Source organism: Rhodococcus sp. B50, assembly GCF_013602415.1.
In the GTDB taxonomy this organism is placed as follows: Bacteria; Actinomycetota; Actinomycetes; order Mycobacteriales; family Mycobacteriaceae; genus Rhodococcus.
This window is the reverse complement of record NZ_WPAG02000002.1, coordinates 1,621,200-1,640,304: the sequence shown is the minus strand read 5'-3', so window position 1 is coordinate 1,640,304 and position 19,105 is coordinate 1,621,200. Positions and strand designations below refer to the sequence as shown.

General features: G+C 69.4%; 16 protein-coding genes. 8 read left to right on the top strand and 8 right to left on the bottom strand.

Features of this window, described 5'->3' with window-relative positions; translation table 11 throughout:
- From GON09_RS07880 to GON09_RS07865, 4 genes are read right to left on the bottom strand one after another with little or no spacing between them, the layout of a single operon-like run.
- Complete coding sequence (locus GON09_RS07880; protein WP_213931321.1) at positions 1–258, bottom strand: HPr family phosphocarrier protein; 258 nt, start codon at positions 256–258, stop codon at positions 1–3.
- A gap of 43 nt (positions 259–301) precedes the next feature.
- Positions 302–2,395 (bottom strand): PTS fructose transporter subunit IIABC, encoded by a 2,094-nt coding sequence (locus tag GON09_RS07875; RefSeq protein ID WP_213931320.1) that lies wholly within the window; start codon positions 2,393–2,395, stop codon positions 302–304.
- A gap of 8 nt (positions 2,396–2,403) precedes the next feature.
- Positions 2,404–3,393: a 1-phosphofructokinase gene (gene pfkB, locus GON09_RS07870; protein ID WP_213931319.1), complete on the bottom strand. Its 990-nt coding sequence runs from the start codon at positions 3,391–3,393 to the stop codon at positions 2,404–2,406.
- Positions 3,390–4,157 carry a DeoR/GlpR family DNA-binding transcription regulator gene (locus tag GON09_RS07865; protein ID WP_213931318.1) on the bottom strand — a complete coding sequence of 256 codons (768 nt, stop codon included), beginning with the start codon at positions 4,155–4,157 and terminating at the stop codon, positions 3,390–3,392. Before GON09_RS07865 ends, pfkB begins: the two co-directional genes overlap by 4 nt.
- Positions 4,158–4,289: 132 nt before the next feature.
- On the opposite strand from GON09_RS07865, the gene ptsP reads away from it, so the two are divergent.
- The 3 genes from ptsP (at position 4,290) to GON09_RS07850 (ending at position 8,541) form a co-directional block, all read left to right on the top strand.
- Positions 4,290–5,957, top strand: a complete 1,668-nt coding sequence (gene ptsP, locus GON09_RS07860) for a phosphoenolpyruvate--protein phosphotransferase (protein ID WP_213931317.1) — start codon at positions 4,290–4,292, stop codon at positions 5,955–5,957.
- A 39-nt stretch (positions 5,958–5,996) separates the two neighbouring features.
- Entirely contained in the window at positions 5,997–7,286 is a 1,290-nt protein-coding gene (locus GON09_RS07855) for a uracil-xanthine permease family protein (RefSeq protein WP_213931316.1), read from the top strand.
- Between the two features lie 112 nt (positions 7,287–7,398).
- Positions 7,399–8,541 (top strand): acyl-CoA dehydrogenase family protein, encoded by a 1,143-nt coding sequence (locus GON09_RS07850; RefSeq protein WP_213931315.1) that lies wholly within the window; start codon positions 7,399–7,401, stop codon positions 8,539–8,541.
- A 77-nt stretch (positions 8,542–8,618) separates the two neighbouring features.
- On the opposite strand, the gene lexA is transcribed toward GON09_RS07850, so the two are convergent.
- The gene (lexA, locus tag GON09_RS07845; protein ID WP_213931314.1) at positions 8,619–9,329 is read right to left on the bottom strand and encodes a transcriptional repressor LexA; all 711 of its coding nucleotides are present in this window, start codon (positions 9,327–9,329) and stop codon (positions 8,619–8,621) included.
- Between the two features lie 490 nt (positions 9,330–9,819).
- Here lexA and GON09_RS07840 point away from each other — a divergent pair, with 490 nt between their 5' ends.
- Together GON09_RS07840 and nrdR are read left to right on the top strand one after the other, a co-directional pair.
- Positions 9,820–10,134, top strand: a complete 315-nt coding sequence (locus GON09_RS07840; RefSeq protein WP_244865437.1) for a LysM peptidoglycan-binding domain-containing protein — start codon at positions 9,820–9,822, stop codon at positions 10,132–10,134.
- Between the two features lie 193 nt (positions 10,135–10,327).
- Positions 10,328–10,798: a transcriptional regulator NrdR gene (gene nrdR, locus GON09_RS07835; RefSeq protein ID WP_213931313.1), complete on the top strand. Its 471-nt coding sequence runs from the start codon at positions 10,328–10,330 to the stop codon at positions 10,796–10,798.
- Positions 10,799–10,850: 52 nt separating this feature from the next.
- Here nrdR and hrpA read toward each other — a convergent pair whose 3' ends face one another.
- Positions 10,851–14,744, bottom strand: a complete 3,894-nt coding sequence (gene hrpA, locus GON09_RS07830; protein ID WP_213931312.1) for an ATP-dependent RNA helicase HrpA — start codon at positions 14,742–14,744, stop codon at positions 10,851–10,853.
- Between the two features lie 60 nt (positions 14,745–14,804).
- Positions 14,805–15,755, bottom strand: coding sequence for a TIGR03621 family F420-dependent LLM class oxidoreductase (locus GON09_RS07825; RefSeq protein ID WP_213931311.1), 951 nt, complete (start codon positions 15,753–15,755; stop codon positions 14,805–14,807).
- Positions 15,756–15,880: 125 nt separating this feature from the next.
- Here GON09_RS07825 and GON09_RS07820 point away from each other — a divergent pair, with 125 nt between their 5' ends.
- Positions 15,881–17,074 carry an aminotransferase family protein gene (locus GON09_RS07820; protein ID WP_244865980.1) on the top strand — a complete coding sequence of 398 codons (1,194 nt, stop codon included), beginning with the start codon at positions 15,881–15,883 and terminating at the stop codon, positions 17,072–17,074.
- Here GON09_RS07820 and GON09_RS07815 read toward each other — a convergent pair.
- On the bottom strand, positions 17,016–17,300 hold the full coding sequence (locus tag GON09_RS07815; protein ID WP_213931309.1) for a hypothetical protein: 285 nt from the start codon (positions 17,298–17,300) through the stop codon (positions 17,016–17,018). The two genes, GON09_RS07820 and GON09_RS07815, sit on opposite strands and share 59 nt — an antisense overlap.
- Before the next feature lie 42 nt (positions 17,301–17,342).
- Here GON09_RS07815 and GON09_RS07810 point away from each other — a divergent pair, with 42 nt between their 5' ends.
- Positions 17,343–18,059, top strand: coding sequence for a hypothetical protein (locus tag GON09_RS07810; RefSeq protein ID WP_213931308.1), 717 nt, complete (start codon positions 17,343–17,345; stop codon positions 18,057–18,059).
- A gap of 52 nt (positions 18,060–18,111) precedes the next feature.
- A complete protein-coding gene (locus GON09_RS07805) occupies positions 18,112–19,041 on the top strand; it encodes a hydrogen peroxide-inducible genes activator (RefSeq protein WP_213931307.1) in 930 nt (309 codons plus the stop codon).
- Positions 19,042–19,105 lie beyond the last annotated feature (64 nt).

Below are 19,105 nucleotides of genomic sequence, written 5' to 3'. Positions count from 1 at the left end.
TCAGGCGTCGAGATCCGCGGCCACCAGCTCGACGACCTGCGCGAGGACCGCGTCGTCGTCGCAGGAGACCGTCACCTGCGTGCCCTGTCCCGCGCCGAGCGTCATGATCATCAGGGCCGAACCCGCGTCGACGGGCTCCCCACCGTCCACTGCGAGAGTGACGGGGACGCCGGCCGCGACCACGGCCTCGGCGATGATCCCTGCGGGACGGGCATGAAGGCCGATGGACGAACCGACGGCGACCGTGGTGCTGGGCATGTGAATCTCCTTCGTGGTGGGGAAGTGCAGTGCGATCGGGCGATCAGGAGTGTGCGGCTACGGGTTGCGGGTTCGCCTCGTCGGCGGCGGCCCGGACGGGACGGGTGATCGACTTCGCGATGCTGACCGCGAGCGCGGCGATCACCGTGCCGATCACCAGCGCGATCAGGAACCACACGACGCGGTCGATGGCGAACAGGACGAACAGTCCGCCGTGGGGTGCGGTGAGCGTGACACCGGTCGCCATGACGATGCCGCCGGTCACCGCGCCGCCGAGCATCATCGACGGGATCACCCGGATCGGGTCGGCAGCCGCGAACGGGATGGCACCTTCCGAGATGAACGACGCACCGAGCAGCCACGCCGCCTTGCCGTTCTCGCGTTCGGCCGTGCTGTAGAGACGGGGACGCACCAACGACGACAGCGCCATGGCGAGCGGCGGAACCATACCGGCCGCCATGACCGCCGCCATGATCTCGAGGGAGGCGGTGTTGGCGACGTCGAGACCCGCGACGGCGAAGGCGTAGGCAGCCTTGTTGACCGGCCCGCCGAGGTCGAAACACATCATCAGGCCGAGGATGGCGCCGAGCAGCACCGCGGAACCACCGGACAGACCGTTGAGCCAGTCCGTCAGACCCGTCGTGATCGCGGCCAGCGGACGACCGAGGAGCAGGAACATGAGCCCACCGACGATCAGGCTCGCGAGCAGCGGAATGATCACCACCGGCATCAGACCGCGAGCCCAGGTGGGCAGCGGGATACGGCCGACCCATAGGGCTGCGAAGCCGGCGATGATGCCGCCGACGAGACCACCGATGAAGCCGGCGCCGACGAAGACGGCGACCGCACCTGCGGTGAAGCCGGGGGCGAGACCCGGACGGTCGGCGATGGCGAAGGCGATGTAGCCGGCCAGCGCCGGGACGAGGAACGAGAACGCCAGCGAGCCGATCTGGTACAGGACCGCACCGAGATAGGTGCCGAGCCCGCCCGCGGGCAGGTTGGTGAGCGTGTTGTCGAGGACGATGTCGGCAGCCGAGTCGGTGATGTCGGGACCGGCGAGCAGGAAGCCGAGGGCGATGAGCAGACCACCGGCCGCGACGAACGGGATCATGTAACTCACGCCGGTGAGCAGGATCTGCCGCAGTCGGGTGCCCCAGCCGAGGTCGCTGCCGCTCTCCGACTCGCCCGCCGGGGCGCCCGAGGCGGCCTCGACGGTGCGTGCGGACGGATCGGCGGAGGCCTTCAGAGCCTCGGCGATCATGGTGTCCGGCTCGTTGATCGCGCGCTTGACGCCCGACGCGATCACAGGCTTGCCGGCGAACCGTTCCCGGCCCTTGACCCCCACATCGGTGGCGAAGATGACGGCGTCGGCGCCGGCGATCGTATCGGCGGGCAGGGGAGTGCTACCGCTCGACCCCTGCGTCTCCACCCGGACCGTCACGCCCGCGCGTTCACCGGCCGCGGCCAGCGCATCGGCGGCCATGTAGGTGTGCGCGATGCCGGTCGGGCACGCGGTGACCGCGACGATCGTGCGGCTGCCGGCGGGTTGCTCCGGACTCTGCGGGGGTGCGACCGCGGGCTTCGCGGACGCGGCGGGCGCCGGCTGTGCCGCCGCTGCGGCGGAGGCGGCAGCACCGGTGCCGGACGGCTCGGGTCGGGGTGGGAGGACGTCCTCGACCAGCGCGATGACCTCCTCGGCGGAGGCGGCCGCGCGCAGCGACGCGACGAAGTCCGGACGCACGAGTGCGCGAGCGAGGGCGGTCAGCAGCTTCATGTGGTCGCCGCCCGCACCTTCCGGCGCGGCGATGAGGAAGACGAGGTCGGCGGGTCCGTCGGGAGCTCCGAAGTCGGCCTTCGGAGACAGTCGGGCGAATCCGAGGGAGGGAGTGGTGACCGCTTCGCTGCGGGCGTGGGGGATCGCGATTCCGCCGGGAAGGCCGGTGGCGGACTTGGCTTCCCGTTCGAGAACGGCTGCCGTGAGCGCGTCGGCGTCGGAGGCTCGGCCGGTCGCGGCGAGGCGTCCGGCGAGCGCAGCGATGACGGAGTTCTTGTCGGATCCCAGGTCGGCGTCGAGCGCGACGAGTTCCGTACCGATGATCGAGGAACCGCCTGCGGGGCCGGAGGTGGTGTCGGACATGACGTTCCTTAGGAGTGGGAGGGGAGCGGTCGGGGTCGGCGGTGGACGTCGGTGACGTGCACTCGGGTGGGGTCGACGGAATCGGGAGTGGGAAGGGCGGTTCCGGGAAGTGCGACGGCCGCGGTCCCGTAGGCGACGGCGAGTCGCAGGCACTCGGCCGGTTCGCGGCCGGCCTGTTCGGCAAGCAGATATCCCGCGAGCGACGAGTCGCCCGCGCCGACCGTGCTGCGGACCGTGACATCGGCCGCGGTGGCGCGCCAGGCGCCCGCCTCGGTGACCAGAACGGCGCCGGCGCTTCCGAGGGTGGCGAGGACCGCGCCGACGCCACGGTCGACCAGGACCCGCCCTGCATCGACCACGGCACCGACATCGCCTGCGGCGGCGCCGGATTCGAGTTCGTGCGCGTCCGCCCCGGTGAGCTGGGCGAGTTCGTCGGAATTCGGCTTGATCACGTCCGGGGCGGCCGCGGGGAAACGCGCGGCGAGGGCGAGCAGCGGCCGCTCGGAGGTGTCGATCGCGATGCGGCACCCCAGGCTGCGCAGGGCATCCACGAGATCGGCGTACCAGGATTCGGGCACTCCGGGAGGGAGGGAGCCCGACAGGACGGTCCACGCGGCGTCCTGCGCGCACTCGAGCAGGGCGGCGTGCAGTTCGCCCAGCGTGCGCCCGGTACAGGGTGTTCCGGGCTCGTTGAGTTTCGTGGTGGTGCCGTCGGGTTCGGCGACGGTGATGTTGTTGCGTGTCGACCCGGAGGTGGGCACGGCCCGATGCGCGATGCCCCGGTCCTCGAGCGCGGCGAGCAGTGGGTCGCCGGTGTTGGCCGGAAGGACGGCCACCACCTCGGTCGATGCGGCGTGCAGCACGCGGGCGACATTGATCCCCTTCCCACCCGGGTCGACGGTGGATCGCTCGGTGCGATGCACCCTTCCGCGTTCGAGTGGGCCCGTCAGGCCGACCGTGCGGTCGAGACTGGGGTTGGCCGTGAGCGTGACGATCATGCCGTCACCACCTCGATTCCGTGTTCGATGAGTTGACGGCGGTCGGTGTCGTCGAGGTCGGTGTCGGTGACCAGGACGTCGATCGGTTCGAGCGACGCGAAGCTCAGCAGGTTGCGCCGGCCGACCTTCGACGAATCGGCGACCACGACGACCCGGTCGGCCGTGCGCACCATGGCGCGTTTGATCGCGGCCTCGTCAGCATCGGGCGTGGACAGTCCGTGGTCGATGCTCAGGGCGTTGGTGCCGATGAATGCGACGTCCACATGGACTGTCGAGAGGGTGGTCAGGGCCTCGGCGCCCACCGCGGCCTGGGTGACTCCGCGGACGCGCCCGCCGAGCAGGTGCAACTGCACGGCGTTCATCGCCGCGAGGCGCGCGGCGATCGGCACCGAGTTGGTGACCACGGTGAGCTCGACCTCGGGTGGCAGTGCACCGACGATTCTGCCGGTGGTGGTGCCGGCGTCGAAGAGCACGCTCCCCCCGGACGGTGGGAGAAAGGAGGTGGCCGCGGCGGCGATGCGGTCCTTGTGCTCGGCGCGGGTGTGTTCGCGCTCGGAGAGGGCGGGCTCGGCCACCGTGAGTGAGGCGGCCGGAATCGCGCCCCCGTGGACGCGCCGCACGTGGCCCAGGCGTTCGAGGTGGGCGAGGTCGCGCCGCACCGTCTCGGTGGTGACGCCGTAACGGTCGGCGAGAGCCGCGACCGACACGCGGCCACGCGCCGCGACCAGCGCCGCGATCGCCTGTTGCCGTTCCTCTGCGTACACCGTCACTCCTGGGGGTACCCGATTTGTGGGATATGAATGTTGGTTTATGTTGTTTTACGCCCGTCTGTGTTGACATGTCAAGGCTTGTGAGTAATCTGGGTCACAACGAAACACCGCGGTGAGGAGATCTCCATGGAGCAGTCGGCGTCCGCCCTGCACGGCACCCCCGTCGTGCCCGGTATCGGATACGGCCCGGTCGTCCGGCCGGTCGCGCGTCCCGTCGTGCCGGCCCAGGGCACCTCGATTCCCGACACGGCGCGCGAAGCCGAGGTGGGCAGATTCGAGGACGCCGCGAAGGTCGTGGCCGAGCGGCTGCGGGCCCGCGCTTCCCGCGCCTCGGGTGCCGCCGCGGAAGTGCTCCAGGCCACCGCGGTGCTCGTCGAGGATCGCGCCTGGCGCGGAGCGGCCGCGACGAAGATCCGATCCGGCACCGACGCGGTCGGTGCCACCGTCGGTGCCACAGAGCAGTTCGCGGCGCTGTTCGAGAAGATGGGCGGTCTGCAGGCGGAGCGGGTCACCGACCTGCTCGACATCCGCGACCGCGTGATCGCCGAACTGCAGGGCGCTCCCGAACCCGGCCTCGAGATGCCGGAGCGGCCGTCCGTGCTCCTGGCCACCGATCTCGCACCCGCCGACACCGCCGGTCTCGACCCGTCCGTGATCGTCGCGCTCGCCACCTCGCTCGGCGGACCCACGAGCCACACCGCGATCATCGCCCGTCAGCTCGGCATCCCGTGCGTCGTCGCAGTGGCCGACCTCGACGACGTCCCGGTCGGAACAGCGGTGCTGGTCGACGGTGCGACGGGCCGGATCGTGCTCTCACCGGACGGCGCCGAGGCCGCCGCCGAGGTCGAACGCGACCGCATCGAACGGGAACGTGTGGCGGGCTGGTCCGGTCCGGGAGCCACCGCGGACGGGCACCCGGTGGAGATCCTCGCCAACGTGCAGGACGGATCCGGCGCCCGTGCGGCGCGTCGCACGCCGGCGCAGGGCGTCGGACTGTTCCGCACCGAATTGTGCTTCCTCGACCGCGACACGGAACCGACCGTGGTGGAGCAGTCCGACATCTACACGGAAGTGTTCGAAGCGTTCGAAGGCCGGAAGGTCGTCCTGCGCACACTCGATGCCGGATCCGACAAGCCGCTCCGCTTCGCCAACCATCCCGACGAGCACAATCCCGCGCTCGGGGTCCGCGGTATCCGCATCACGACGTCGGCGCCGGGTGTGCTCGATCGGCAGCTCGACGCGGTGGCCGAGGCGGCCTCGCGCACCGGTGTCCGGCCGTGGGTGATGGCGCCGATGGTGGCGACGGTGTCGGAGGCCGCAGACTTCGCCGCGCGGGTGCGCGAACGTGGCCTCTCACCCGGGGTCATGATCGAGGTTCCGTCCGCCGCCCTGCTCGCGGATCGGCTGCTCGAACATCTGGACTTCCTGTCGATCGGTACCAACGACCTCGCTCAGTACACGATGGCGGCCGACCGGATGTCGCCGCAGTTGGCCGCCCTCACCGATCCGTGGCAACCCGCGGTGCTCGCGTTGGTGGCCCGCGCGGCACAGGCCGGCACCACCGCCGGCAAGCCGGTGGGAGTGTGCGGCGAGGCGGCGGCCGACCCGCTCCTCGCGTGTGTCCTGGCCGGGATGGGCGTCACCTCGCTGTCGTGTGCGGCGTCGGCGGTGACGGGCGTCGGGGCGCGGCTCTCCTCGGTCCCGATGGATCGCTGCCGCGAGGCCGCGGAGGCGGTCCTCGCGACCGACGATCCCGTCGCGGCACGGGCCGCCGCCGCGAAACTGCTGGACTGAGCGGCGCGACCGGGACGACCGGTTCTACGATGTCCTGTCGTGACCGAACGAGCGAAGACGACCGGACGCACCACGGGCCGAGGGTGGACACTGCACGGCGACGGGCGTCGCATCAACCCCGGTGCGGTCGTCGCACCGCACGAGCGGCTGTCGTGGCCGCGCACCGTGGGCATCGGGATGCAGCACGTCATCGCGATGTTCGGTGCCACCCTGCTCGTGCCGACGATCACGGGCTTCCCCGTCACGACGACGCTGCTGTTCTCCGGGATCGGTACCGCACTGTTCCTGATCATCACGCGCGGACGGGTGCCCAGCTATCTCGGTTCGTCGTTCGCGTTCATCGCGCCTCTGAGCGCCTCGGCCGGGTCCGGTCCGGCAGCGCAACTCGGCGGGATCGTCGCTGTCGGCATCGTTCTCGTTCTGATCGGTCTCGCCGTCAAGGCAGCCGGTTCGCGCATCATCGACGCGGTCATGCCGCCGGTGGTGACGGGGGCGATCGTCGCCCTCATCGGATTGAACCTCGCACCGACCGCCACCGGATCGTTCGAGGCGCAACCGCTCGTCGCCACGATCACGCTCGTGGTCACGCTGCTCGTGACGGTGGTGGGACCGGGCATGCTCGGCCGGCTCGGCATCCTCGTGGGTGTGATCGTCGGATGGATCTTCGCGGCGTTCACCGGGGCGATCGCCTCCGAGCGCATCGACGCCATGCGCGACGCGGCGTGGTTCGGATTACCCGACCTGCGTGGCCCCACCTTCGAGCTGTCGGTCGTCCTCCTGGCGCTGCCTGTCGTCGTCGTGCTGGTCGCGGAGAACGTCGGGCACGTCAAAGCCGTCGCCGCGATGACCGGCCGGAACCTCGACGACATGGCCGGCAACGCGCTCATCGCCGACGGTCTCGCGACCACCCTGGCCGGTGCGGGCGGCGGTTCGGGAACGACGACCTACGCCGAGAACATCGGCGTCATGGCCGCGACCCGCGTGTACTCGACCGCGGCGTACGCCGTCGCGGCGGTCACCGCTGTCGTCCTCGCCTTCTCGCCGAAGTTCGGTGCACTCGTCTTCACCGTGCCCGACGGCGTCCTCGGTGGCGCGACGCTCGTGCTCTACGGCCTGATCGGCATCCTCGGCGTACGCATCTGGACCGAGGCGAAGGTCGACTTCACCGACCCCGTCAACCTCACCGTCGCGGCTGCCGCGCTCGTCGCCGGCATCGGTGATCTGACGCTCTCGATCGGATCGGTCGAACTCGGCGGCATCGCGTGGGGCTCGATCGGCATCCTGGTCGCGTACCCCCTCTTGCGCAGACTCGCGGACCTGCGGCGCTGATCCTTCGCCGGGAGTCGTCCGGGTCACAAAATCCGCTCGGTTGTGTCAGCGTCACCGCGCGATCATCTGCATACCGTGAGTATGTCGAACGACGTCTCACACAGGAGCGCAGATGGAACGCACCCTTTTCGAGCCCGAGCACGACCTCTTCCGGGAGTCGTACCGGAAGTTCCTCGAACAGGAGGTGGCCCCCTTCCACGAGCAGTGGGAGAAGGACAAGATCGTCGACCGTGAGGTGTGGAAGAAGGCCGGCGCGCAAGGCTTCCTCGGCATGGCGGTGCCGGAGGAGTACGGCGGCGGCGGAATGGACGACTTCCGCTACAACGCCATCATGGCCGAGGAGACCACCAAGCTGGGTTTCAGTGGCCTGGGCTTCATGCTGCACAACGATGTCGTCGCGCCCTACCTGCTCGAGCTCGCGAACGAGGAGCAGAAGAAGCGCTGGCTGCCCGGATTCTGTACCGGTGAGCTGATCACCGCGATCGCGATGACCGAGCCGGGCACCGGCAGCGACCTGCAGGGCATCAAGACCCGCGCGGTGCGCGACGGTGACGACTGGGTCCTCAACGGTGCCAAGACGTTCATTACCAACGGCATCCACTCCGACCTGGTGATCGTCGTGGCCTGCACCGACCCCGAGAAAGGCGCCCAGGGCTTCTCGCTGCTCGTCGTCGAGCGCGGCATGCCGGGCTTCGAGCGGGGACGCAACCTCGACAAGATCGGTCTGGACGCCCAGGACACGGCCGAGCTCAGCTTCAACGATGTGCGTGTCCCGGCGGCCAACCTCCTCGGGCAGGAGGGCTTGGGCTTCATCTACCTGATGCAGAATCTGCCGCAGGAGCGTCTCGCGATCGCGGTCGTCGCCGCCGCCGCCATGGAGCGCGTGCTCGACGACACGATCCAGTACTGCCGCGACCGCAAGGCGTTCGGCAAGCCGATCGGCAAGTTCCAGAACACCCGTTTCGAGCTCGCCGAGCTCGCCACCGAGACCCAGCTGGCCCGGGTGTTCGTGGACCGGTGCATCGAGCTGCTCAACGAGAAGAAGCTCACCGTCCAGGAGGCCGCAATGGCCAAGTACTGGACCACCGACAAGCAGGTCGAGCTCATCGACCGGTGCCTGCAGTTGCACGGCGGCTACGGCTACATGCGCGAGTACCCCGTCGCGAAGGCGTACCTCGACGCCCGCGTGCAGAAGATCTACGGCGGCACGAACGAGATCATGAAGGAAGTCATCGGACGCGGTCTCGACGTCTGAGGCATGTACGAGAAGTCCGGGGTGGCTCCGCACAGCGGAGCCACCCCGGACTCATTGGTGCCGGGTGAGCCCGGAGATCAGATCTTGCGGACGACCGTGACGACCTTGCCGAGGATGGCGGCGTCATTGCCCGGGATCGGTTCGAACATCGGGTTGTGGGGCATGAGCCACACGTCGCCGTCGACCCGTTTGAACGTCTTGACGGTGGCCTCGCCGTCGAGCATCGCAGCGACGATGTCGCCGTTGTCGGCAACGTTCTGCTGGCGGACGACCACCCAGTCGCCGTCGCAGATCGCGGCGTCGATCATCGACTGGCCGACGACCTTGAGGAGGAACAGCGACCCCTGGCCGACGAGTTCGCGCGGTAGCGGGAAGACGTCCTCGACTGCTTCCTCGGCCAGGATCGGACCACCGGCTGCGATCCGGCCCACGACGGGAACCATTGCCGCAGAGGGGATCTCGTCGGCCGACGAGGTGGCGACCACCTCGTGGGACGGCTGGGGAGCGGGCGACGGCTCGAGGCCGCGTACGTCGACGGCTCGGGGGCGGTTCGGATCCCGGCGCAGGAAGCCCTTCCGTTCGAGCGTGCGCAGCTGGTGCGCGACGGACGACGTCGAGTTGAGTCCGACGGCGTCGCCGATCTCGCGGATGCTCGGTGGGTACCCCCGTTCGCTGACGGAGTCGCGAATGACCTCGAGGACGCGCCGTTGACGCTCGGTGAGTCCTGCGGTGGGATCGTCGGTCGTGGGTCCGCCCCGGCGGGCTGTGGATGTTCCGTCCGCCTTCATCGTGACCTCCGTGCGGCGAGTGTCGGATGGGTTGCAAGTTGCCTTTCGAATCTATCGACATCCCGCGCGTATATCAAACAGATGTTCGAGATTCACCCTTCGAGGGGCTGACGCCGGGGCGGGACTCGTGGTACAACATTCGAACAGACTTTCGTTCGAACACATGATCGAGTGTTCGACGGGGTCGGCAGACCACGCACAGCGACACGGAGGATTTCCGATGAGCAGAGCGGTTCGGATCGACAGGGCGGTTCCGGTGGGCGCGGCGGTGCGACGGGGCCCGACAGTTCGCTCGGGCACGGCGGTTCGGACGGGAACGGCAGTTCGGACGCGCAGCGAAGGGCGGACCGTCTCGGGTCCGGGCGGGGGAAGCCTGCACCGCATTCGGCCGATCGCGACGTCCGCGGTGCACCGCACTCGTGTCCCGTCGCGGACGAGGCCGCGCGTCGTCGCGTCCTCTCGTGAGCCCCTGCATCGCCGGTCGGAGATCATGCCGCGCAGTCGTCGGCCGGCGGAGGGCACGAGTTGGCGGCAGATGGCGGCAACGCTGCTGCTCACCGCGCTGGCCACCACGATGCTCCTCGTGCTCGCCCACGTCCGCACCGGCGAGGTGATCTCGCAGAGTGCCGGTACCACGGTCACGGTCGTGGGCGAGGGGGAGAGCCTGGAGGCGTCGGCCGTCCGGCTGCCGCCGGAGGCCCCGGTCGATGTCACCCTGGCGAGGGTCGCCGAACTCGATTCGCTCGACGGTACTGCTGTGCCGGCCGGAAGTCGTCTCCTCGTGCCGGATTCCACCCGGGGATGACGGCGCCGTGGCCCGCCCCGACCCGCGATCCGCGCCCGAACCGGACAGGCGGGTATTGTCCAACACTGTCAGTCACACCACTCCGTGTGGTTGCGGCGGTGTCGGCCCACTCGCGAGTGGAGACGGTTCCGGTCGGGAAGTATTGCTTCGGCGCCGACGTCGCGACCCGCACGGGCACGACGAAGGAACCGACATGTACTGCCCGTATTGCCGCCACCCCGACTCTCGGGTGGTCGATTCGCGCGAGGCAGACGAGGGTGCCGCAATCCGTCGTCGACGGGCGTGCCCCGAATGCGGGCGCCGTTTCACCACGGTCGAGACGGCCGTGCTGTCCGTCGTCAAGCGCAGCGGCGTGACCGAGCCGTTCAGTCGCGAGAAGGTCGTGCGCGGGGTGGCGCGCGCCTGCCAGGGGCGCGACGTCGACAACGACGCGCTGAACAAGCTGGCACAGCAGGTCGAGGATGCGGTGCGCGCAAAAGGCTCACCCGAGATCCCGAGCCACGAGGTGGGATTGGCGATCCTCGGTCCCCTGCGCGATCTCGACGAGGTCGCCTATCTGCGCTTCGCGTCGGTCTACCGTTCCTTCAGTTCGGCGGAGGATTTCGAGCGCGAGATCCACGAACTGCGCGAGCACCAGAAGTCTCGCTCCGCCCCGTCCGACTGACCGCCCCGACCGACTGTTTCGGACAGGACGACCCCGGTGGCCGATCCGAGCACTACCGGATCGTGTCGATCGCCTTCACGACCCGCTTCTCCGACACCGGGATCCGGGTCCCGAGGTTCTGCGCGAACAGGCTCACGCGCAATTCTTCGATCATCCAGTAGATCTCGACCACCTCGGGCGCGGTGCGTCGTTCCTCGGGTAGGCGTGCGAGCAGTTTGTCGTAGGCGCTGTAGACGCGATCGAGCACATCCATTCCGGCAGCGTCCCGGTTGGCGCTGGCCGGCAACGACTCCAGACGCTGAGCGGCCGCAGTGAGATAGCGCGGTAGATCGTCGATCCGCCGTGAGCCCAGGTCGGTGACGAAGCCGGGGAACAGCAGCGATTGCAGCTGTTCGCGCACGTCGTCGGCGGCCTCGCCGTTCGCACGGTCGAGGAGCACGCCCACCTCGTGGGCGCGGGACAGCACGGGCACAACCGCTTTCAGCAGACGGGCGACGCGCCCCGGCAACTGCGATCGCACCGTGGCGGCCAGCCGGTCGAACTCCTCGGGCGTGCGTACAGGAGCGCCGTGCGCGGCGATGAGCTCGTCGACCGCGCAGGCCCGGCAGTCCTCGATCAGCGCCTCGAACGAACCGTCGGGATTCCGTCCGAGGGCGAGGCGTTCCATGTTGGTCAGCCCCGAGGTGACGGCTTTCGCCTTCGTCGGTGCCGACGTGAGCAGCAGGGCGCGCAGGCCCTGACGGGTCGCATTCTGCTGGGCCTGCGGTGTGCTGAGTACGCGCACCGCCACGCCGTCCTTCTCCGCGACCAGGGCGGGATAGCCGGTGACCTTCCGGCCGCCCACCTCGCGGGTGACGGTGGGCGGGAGATTCCCGAGCGTTTCGGCCGTCCACACGACCGCGGCGGGACGTTCGGTGCCCGCGGCTGCCCGCGAGACCTCGGCCTCGACCCGGGGAGCAAGCTGTGTGCGGAGTGCGGCCAAGCTCTTGTTGCGCCCGAGCACGGTGCCGCGCTCGTCGACGGCCGCGAAGGTCATTCGCAGATGGTCGGGCAGCGCACCGGGATCGAAGTCCGAGGGTTCGATCGTGCACCGGCCGAGTCGCGACAGTTCGCGGGCCATCGCATTGACGAGCGGCTCGGATCGCGGCGTCACCGACGCGAGCGCTGCCGCGGCGAAGTCGGGAGCCGGAACCACCTGTCGGCGAAGATTCTTCGGCAGTGTCTTGATGAGGGCTGTGACGAGCTCGGTCCGCATACCGGGCACGAGCCAGTCGAAGCCGACGGATTTGAGGTTCGCGAGCAGCGCGACGGGGACGCGGGCGGTGACCCCGTCCTCCTCGGTGCCCGGCTCGAACTGGTAGGTGAGGGGGAACTGGATCTCGCCCTGGCGCCAGGCATCCGGGTAGTCGCCCTCGAGCACCGAGGCGGCGTCCTGGTTCACCACCGTGTCCGGGGTGAAGGTCAGCAGGTCGGGTTGCTGCTTGCGGGTCTTCTTCCACCAGGTGTCGAAGTGCCGCGCCGAGATCGCCTCCGGGCCGACCCGCTGGTCGTAGAAGTCGAACAGGGTCTCGTCGTCGACGACGATGTCGCGCCGCCGCGCCCGGTGTTCGAGTTCTTCGACGTCCTCGAGCAGAGCGCGATTGTCGTGGAAGAACGTGTGCTGCGTCCGCCACTCGCCCTGGACGAGGGCGTGCCGGATGAACAGCTCGCGCGAGACCTCCGGATCGATGCGTCCGTAGGGCACGGGACGCTGGGCGATCAGGGGGATGCCGTAGAGCGTGACGCGTTCGTAGGCCATCGCCGACTCGCGGCGCGTCGACCAGTGCGGTTCCGAGTAGGTGCGCTTGACCAGGTGCGGGGCGAGTTTCTCGGCCCACTCGGGTTCGATACGCGCGGCCGTCCGAGCCCACAGCCGTGTGGTCTCCACGAGTTCGGCCGCCATGACCCAGCGCGGTGGCTTCTTGAACAGCGACGACCCGGGGAAGACCGCGAACCGTGCGCCGCGGGCGCCGAGGAAGTCGCGCTTGTCGCCCTCGCGAAGACCGATGTGCGACAGCAGGCCCGCGAGCATCGACTTGTGGACGTCGTCGGGATTCACGTCGCGGTGGTGCGTCTGCCAGCCCATGTCGACGGTGATCTGACGCAGCTGCCCCTGCAGGTCCTGCCATTCGCGGATCCGCAGCCAGTGCAGGAACTCGTCGCGGCACAACCTGCGGAACCGGCTCGACGACAGTTCCCTGCGCTGTTCCTTCAGGTAGTCCCACAGGCGGAGGTAGGCCAGGAAGTCCGAGCCCTCGACCGCGAACCGGGCGTGCTTCTCGTCGGCGGCCTGCTGGAACTCGGTGGGCCGCTCGCGCACGTCCTGGATCGACAGCGCCGCGACGATGATGAGCACCTCGCGCAGGCATCCGTTGCGGTGGCCCTCGACGATCATGCGGGCCATGCGCGGATCGACGGGCAGCCGGGCGATCTCGCGACCCGTCGCGGTCAGGCTCGGCGCCTCGCCCTTCTCGGCGGGTTCGAGCGCGCCCAGTTCCTCGAGCAGCGCGATACCGTCGCGGATCGCCCGGGGATCGGGCGCCTCCACGAACGGGAACGCCTCGATGTCGCCGAGTCCGAGCGCGGTCATCTGCAGCACGACCGACGCGAGATTGGTGCGCAGGATCTCCGGTTCGGTGAACTCCGGTCGGCCGTCGAAGTCGTCCTCTGAGTACAGACGGATGCAGATGCCGTCGGCCACACGACCGCATCGTCCGGCGCGCTGACGCGCCGAGGCCTGCGAGATCGGTTCGATCGGCAGTCGCTGTACCTTCGTCCGCACCGAGTACCGCGAGATACGGGCGGTGCCGGGGTCGACGACGTAACGGATACCGGGAACCGTCAGGGACGTCTCGGCGACGTTGGTGGACAACACGACCCGTCGGCCCGTATGCGGTGTGAAGACCCGGTGCTGCTCGGCCGCCGACAGGCGTCCGTAGAGCGGGAGGATCTCGGTGTTGCGGAGCTTCCGGTCGCGCAGGGCGTCGGCGGTGTCGCGGATCTCCCGCTCGCCGGAGAGGAAGACCAGGATGTCGCCGTCGCCCTCGCGCTGGAGTTCTTCGACGGCCTCGCACACCGCATCGACGGGATCGCGGTCGACGAGTGTCTCGCCCACTTCGACGGTCAGGGGGCGGTAACGCACCTCGACGGGGTAGGTGCGTCCGGAGACCTCGACGATCGGGGCGGGTGTGCCGTTCGAGTCGGCGAAGTGCTGCGCGAAACGTTCGGGGTCGATCGTCGCGGAGGTGATGATCACCTTCAAGTCGGGGCGACGCGGAAGCAACTGCGCGAGGTAGCCGAGCAGGAAATCGATGTTGAGGCTGCGCTCGTGCGCCTCGTCGATGATGAGGGTGTCGTACTGCCGCAACAGCCGGTCTCGCTGGATCTCGGCGAGGAGGATGCCGTCGGTCATGAGCTTGACGAGTGTCGAGTCGGTGACCTGATCGTTGAACCGGACGGTATAGCCGACGGTGTCGCCGAGTTCGGCGCCGAGTTCCTCGGCGAGCCGCTCGGCGACCGCGCGCGCGGCGATCCGGCGTGGTTGGGTGTGGCCGATCAGACCGCGCACACCGCGCCCGAGTTCGAGGCAGATCTTCGGGATCTGTGTCGTCTTGCCCGATCCGGTCTCACCGGCGACCACGACCACCTGGTGGTCGCGGATCGCGGCGGCGATGTCGTCCTTGCGCTGCGAGACGGGCAGGTCCTCGGGATAACGGATCACCGGGACCGAGGCCGCCCGGGAGGCGAGCCGGATACGGGCGTTGTCGATCTCGGCGGCGACCTTGGTCAACGCCTCGCCGCCCCGGGTCCGGTCGAGCCGGCGACGCAGCCGGTTCTCGTCGCGGAGGGAGACCTCGGACAGGGCGGCGCGCAGTTCGCGACGATTCGGGGCGGGAGAGATGGACATGCTGATCACACAGCCTAGCGAAACGGCCCGCTCGGGGGCGGTCCGGGAGGGCCCCGGACCTCAGCCCGAGAGGGCACGCACCCGGCCGATCACCTCACCGAAGATCTCCCGGTACGGCGCGTGAACTGTGAAATGGGTGAACCCGAAGCGCTCCCGGCGGCGCAAGATCTGCTCGGCCATCTCGTCGACCGAGCCGAACAGCACGAACGGTGAGTCGAGAAGCCCGTCGGCCTCGACGGTCCCGTCCAACCGTTCGGCGAGGGCAGCGGCGGTGCCCGTCCGGTCGTCCGTTTCCACGACCGCCTGGAGCAGGGTGTGCCACTCGATGTCGCCGGCCCGGCCTCCTGCCTGCGCTCGCGCGAACGCGACACGGTCGTCCGCCTCGGCCGCAGTGCCGATCCGGAACGTTCCCGGTGGCCGCCCCGGTAGCTGGACGGCGCCCGCGACACTCACGATGTCGGCGTGGGCGGCGGCGATCCGGAGGACCCGGTCACCGGTGCCCCCGACGATCAGGGGCGGGCCGTATCCGCCGAATCCGCGACGCTGCACCGGCCGGAGTGTCGGGAGACCGAACGTCTCGCGCAGCGCGGCCTGCTCGGCGAAATCGGGCTCGGCGAACGATCGCTGCAGTTCCCGCACGGTGGTCTCGAGTCGGTCGGCGCGCTCGTCGAACCGTTCCCAGTCGATCCCGGCGGTCTCGAACTCCCATTTCATGTGTCCCGCACCCAGGCCGACTTCGAGCCGCCCGCCGGTGAGCGCATCGGTCGTCGCGATCTCGCGGACGAGCAGTGCCGGATTCCAGAATCCGGCGTTGAGCACCATCGTCCCGACCCGCAGTCGCTCGGTGGCGCACGCTGCGGCGACCAGCACCGGGAACGGGGCAGGTACACCGAGATGGTCGGCCGCATAGACCGCGTCGTAGCCGGCGTCCTCGACGACACGGCACCAGCGGACGAAGGAGTCCGGAGACCCGGCCTCGAAGATGTTGACGGAGAAGCGGAACTCGGTCATGGCCTCAGCGTGGCGGGTATGGGCCGTCGGCGCCACAGTCGTTTCCTCCGCATACGATGACCTGTGTCGTGTTCGTCGTGGACGGGAGCAAAGTCGTGGGTGCGTTGTGGCACGGATTCGCCGATATGGGCGCGATCGAACGGGACGGCGCATTCGTCGTCGCGCGTGGGGAAGGCGCGTACATCTGGGACGACGCCGGAACCCGCTATCTCGATGCCACCGCCGGACTGTGGTTCACCAACATCGGTCACGGCCGCACCGAGATCGGTGACGCGATCGCCGCGCAGGTCGCCAAGCTCGCCCACTACTCGAATTTCGGCGATCTGACCTCCGAACCCGCAGTCGAACTCGCCGAGCGGCTCGCGGCGATCGCCCCGGTCCCCGGCAGCAAGATCTTCTTCACCTCCGGTGGATCCGACTCGGTCGACTCGGCGGCCAAGCTCGCGCGCCGCTACTGGCAGGAGGTCGGGAAGCCCGGCAAACGGCTGCTGGTCTCGCGCGAGAAGGCGTACCACGGCATGCACGTGGGTGGCACCTCGCTCGCCGGTATACCGGTCAACAGCGAGGGTTACGGACGCCTGTGGGAGGACACCGCGCAGGTGGCATGGGACGACGCCAAGGCGCTGCTCGAGCTCATCGATTCGGTCGGCGCCGACTCGATCGCGGCCTTCTTCTGCGAACCCGTCATCGGTGCGGGCGGGGTGTACCTGCCGCCGGACGGCTATCTCGCCGAGGTCCGCGACATCTGCCGCGACCACGACATCCTGTTCGTCGTCGACGAAGTGGTCACCGGCTTCGGGCGTATCGGCGGTTCGTGGTTCGCATCGTCGCGATTCGATCTACGTCCCGACATGATCACCACCGCCAAGGGGCTGACCTCCGGCTATCTGCCGATGGGAGCGTTGTTCGTCGCTCCGCAGGTCGCCGAACCGTTCTTCGCCGGAGGTGTGTGGTGGCGCCACGGGTACACCTACGGCGGACACGCCGCTGCCGCGGCCGCCGCGCTCGCCAACCTCGACATCATCGAGCGCGAGGATCTGCTCGTCGAAGCGGCGCGGATCGAGCGGACTCTGCACGCGAAGCTCGCACCGCTGGCGGAGCATCCGCGGGTGGCCGAGGTGCGCAGCGGTGTCGGTGCGGTGGCGGCCGTGCAGCTCGCCGACCCGGCCGAGGCGCTCGGCTTCGTCAAGACGCTGCGACAGCACGGGATCTCGGGACGCGCCGCCGGTCAGGGCGCGATGCAGATCTCGCCGTCGTTCGTCATGACCGACGAGCAGATCGCCGATCTCGCCGACGGAATTGCCGCAGCGCTCGGCTGATCCGGTTCTTCGGCCCGAGCGGAACTTGTGTGAGGGGGAGTTCGGCGTTGCCGTCGCGGGCGGCGAGCGATCGCGCATAGCGTTCGTGCAGCACCGAGCGCACCTCGTCGGGGCTGTAGTTCCGCCTCTGTCGCTCGTGACGGGCGGCGACGGCGCCCGTCGCCGCCACACCCACCAGTCCGGCGAGTCCGACGAGCTTCCACCACTTGCCACCGCGCAGCGCCATGCGGACGACCCTAGCTGCCGCCGGGCATGGCAGGCTGGCGGCATGGACACCTCGCCGGCAGCCCGGCCCGCCGGTGCGCGTTCGCGTCTCACGCTCGACGAGGCCGTGGGGACGACCCGCACGGGCGACCTGTGGATCTTCCGTGGCGCCACAGCTGCGGACCGCGCGATCCAGACACTGACCAATGCGCCGGTGAACCACGTGGGGATGACGGTCGCGCTCGAGGATCTGCCGCCGCTGATGTGGCATGCCGAACTCGGGCGCAGTCTCCCCGACATGTGGACGGGGCGGCATCAGCGGGGCGTACAGTTGCACGACCTCCGCAGCGCGGTGCAGGTATGGGGTGCGCGTTACGGCCAGCGCGGCTGGTTACGGCAGATCTCGGTGGCCGTCACGCCGGATCAGGAGGACCAGTTGCTGCGCACCATCGCGCGGCTCGACGGCACCCCGTTCCCGTCGACGACGAAACTCACCGGGCGCTGGTTCGCCGGCCGGCTCCCGCGTCGACGCAGGGCTTCCGTCCCGTCGGGCGGGCTCGAGAGCGCGTACTGCGCCGAGGTGGTCGGGCTGACGCTGGAGGAGATGGGTCTGCTGCAGCAACGGCATCGGGGGAGCAACTGGTACGACCCGGGGCGGTTCTGGAGCGGGGATCGGCTGCCGCTCGCTCCGGGTGTGGAATTCGGTGGTGAGATCGAGGTCGTGCTCGGCGAGGCCGACCTGGCGGCGGGCAGGGCAGCGGGCGCCACGTCCGTGCAGTGAGCTCCGATAGTTGCGAAAGGTAAAGACGATAGGTCGCTCTACACTGATAGGCGTGACCGATCAGAGTTACCAACCCACCCTGTCGCAGCTGCGTGCCTTCGTGGCGGTGGCCACCTACCGGCACTTCGGCACGGCCGCGGCGCGACTCGAGGTCAGTCAGCCCACCCTCTCGCAGGGTCTGGCGGCTCTCGAGAACGGCCTCGGCGTCCAGCTCATCGAGCGCAGTACCCGCCGTGTGCTCGTGACACCGGTAGGAGCACGTCTGCTTCCCTACGCCGAGGTGGTGCTCGACGCCGCCGACGGCTTCGTCGACGCGGCCGCGGGAGTGTCCGACGGGCTCTCGGGCCCGCTGCGGGTGGGGTTGATCCCCACCGTCGCGCCGTACGTGCTGCCCGAGATCCTGCCTGCGCTCGACACAGCGATGCCGACCCTGTCATTGCAGGTCGTCGAGGACCAGACCGCGCGGCTCCTCGACGCATTGCGCGCCGGAACCCTCGATGTGGCCGTCCTCGCCCTGCCCTCCGACGTCTCGGGGGTGATCGAAGTTCCGCTGTACGACGAGGATTTCGTCCTCGTCCTGCCGACCGGACACGAACTCGCCGGACGCACCGACCTCTCCGTCTCCGCACTCGACAACGCGCAACTGCTGCTCCTCGACGAAGGGCACTGCCTGCGCGACCAGACACTCGACCTGTGCCGGTCCGTCGACGCGCGACCGGCGCTGGGCGACACCCGAGCGACCTCCCTGTCCACCGTGGTGCGCTGCGTCGCAGGGCGATTGGGCATCACCCTCGTCCCCGCCTCCGCGGTCACCGTCGAAACCGCCCGGGGAGACCTCGAGGTCGCGCACTTCGCGGACCCGGCACCCGGCCGCCGGATCGGTCTCGTGTTCCGCTCGTCGTCACCGCGCGGAGTCGACTACCGCATCCTCGCCGAGACCATCCGCGGCTGCGTCCCGCCGACCTGCCGCCCCGTCTCCTGACGAAGACCGCGCTCTGCGCCGCCGGCGCGGTGTCGCTCTGCGCCGCCGGCGCGGTGTCGCTCTG

Coding starts and splice junctions, on each gene's coding strand:
- GON09_RS07880 (WP_213931321.1), bottom strand. CDS start 258: ATGCCCAGCACCACGGTCGCCGTCGGTTCGTCCATCGGCCTTCATGCC.
- GON09_RS07875 (WP_213931320.1), bottom strand. CDS start 2,395: ATGTCCGACACCACCTCCGGCCCCGCAGGCGGTTCCTCGATCATCGGT.
- pfkB (WP_213931319.1), bottom strand. CDS start 3,393: ATGATCGTCACGCTCACGGCCAACCCCAGTCTCGACCGCACGGTCGGC.
- ptsP (WP_213931317.1), top strand. CDS start 4,290: ATGGAGCAGTCGGCGTCCGCCCTGCACGGCACCCCCGTCGTGCCCGGT.
- GON09_RS07850 (WP_213931315.1), top strand. CDS start 7,399: ATGGAACGCACCCTTTTCGAGCCCGAGCACGACCTCTTCCGGGAGTCG.
- lexA (WP_213931314.1), bottom strand. CDS start 9,329: ATGAAGGCGGACGGAACATCCACAGCCCGCCGGGGCGGACCCACGACC.
- GON09_RS07840 (WP_244865437.1), top strand. CDS start 9,820: ATGCCGCGCAGTCGTCGGCCGGCGGAGGGCACGAGTTGGCGGCAGATG.
- nrdR (WP_213931313.1), top strand. CDS start 10,328: ATGTACTGCCCGTATTGCCGCCACCCCGACTCTCGGGTGGTCGATTCG.
- hrpA (WP_213931312.1), bottom strand. CDS start 14,744: ATGTCCATCTCTCCCGCCCCGAATCGTCGCGAACTGCGCGCCGCCCTG.
- GON09_RS07825 (WP_213931311.1), bottom strand. CDS start 15,755: ATGACCGAGTTCCGCTTCTCCGTCAACATCTTCGAGGCCGGGTCTCCG.
- GON09_RS07820 (WP_244865980.1), top strand. CDS start 15,881: ATGGGCGCGATCGAACGGGACGGCGCATTCGTCGTCGCGCGTGGGGAA.
- GON09_RS07815 (WP_213931309.1), bottom strand. CDS start 17,300: ATGGCGCTGCGCGGTGGCAAGTGGTGGAAGCTCGTCGGACTCGCCGGA.
- GON09_RS07810 (WP_213931308.1), top strand. CDS start 17,343: ATGGACACCTCGCCGGCAGCCCGGCCCGCCGGTGCGCGTTCGCGTCTC.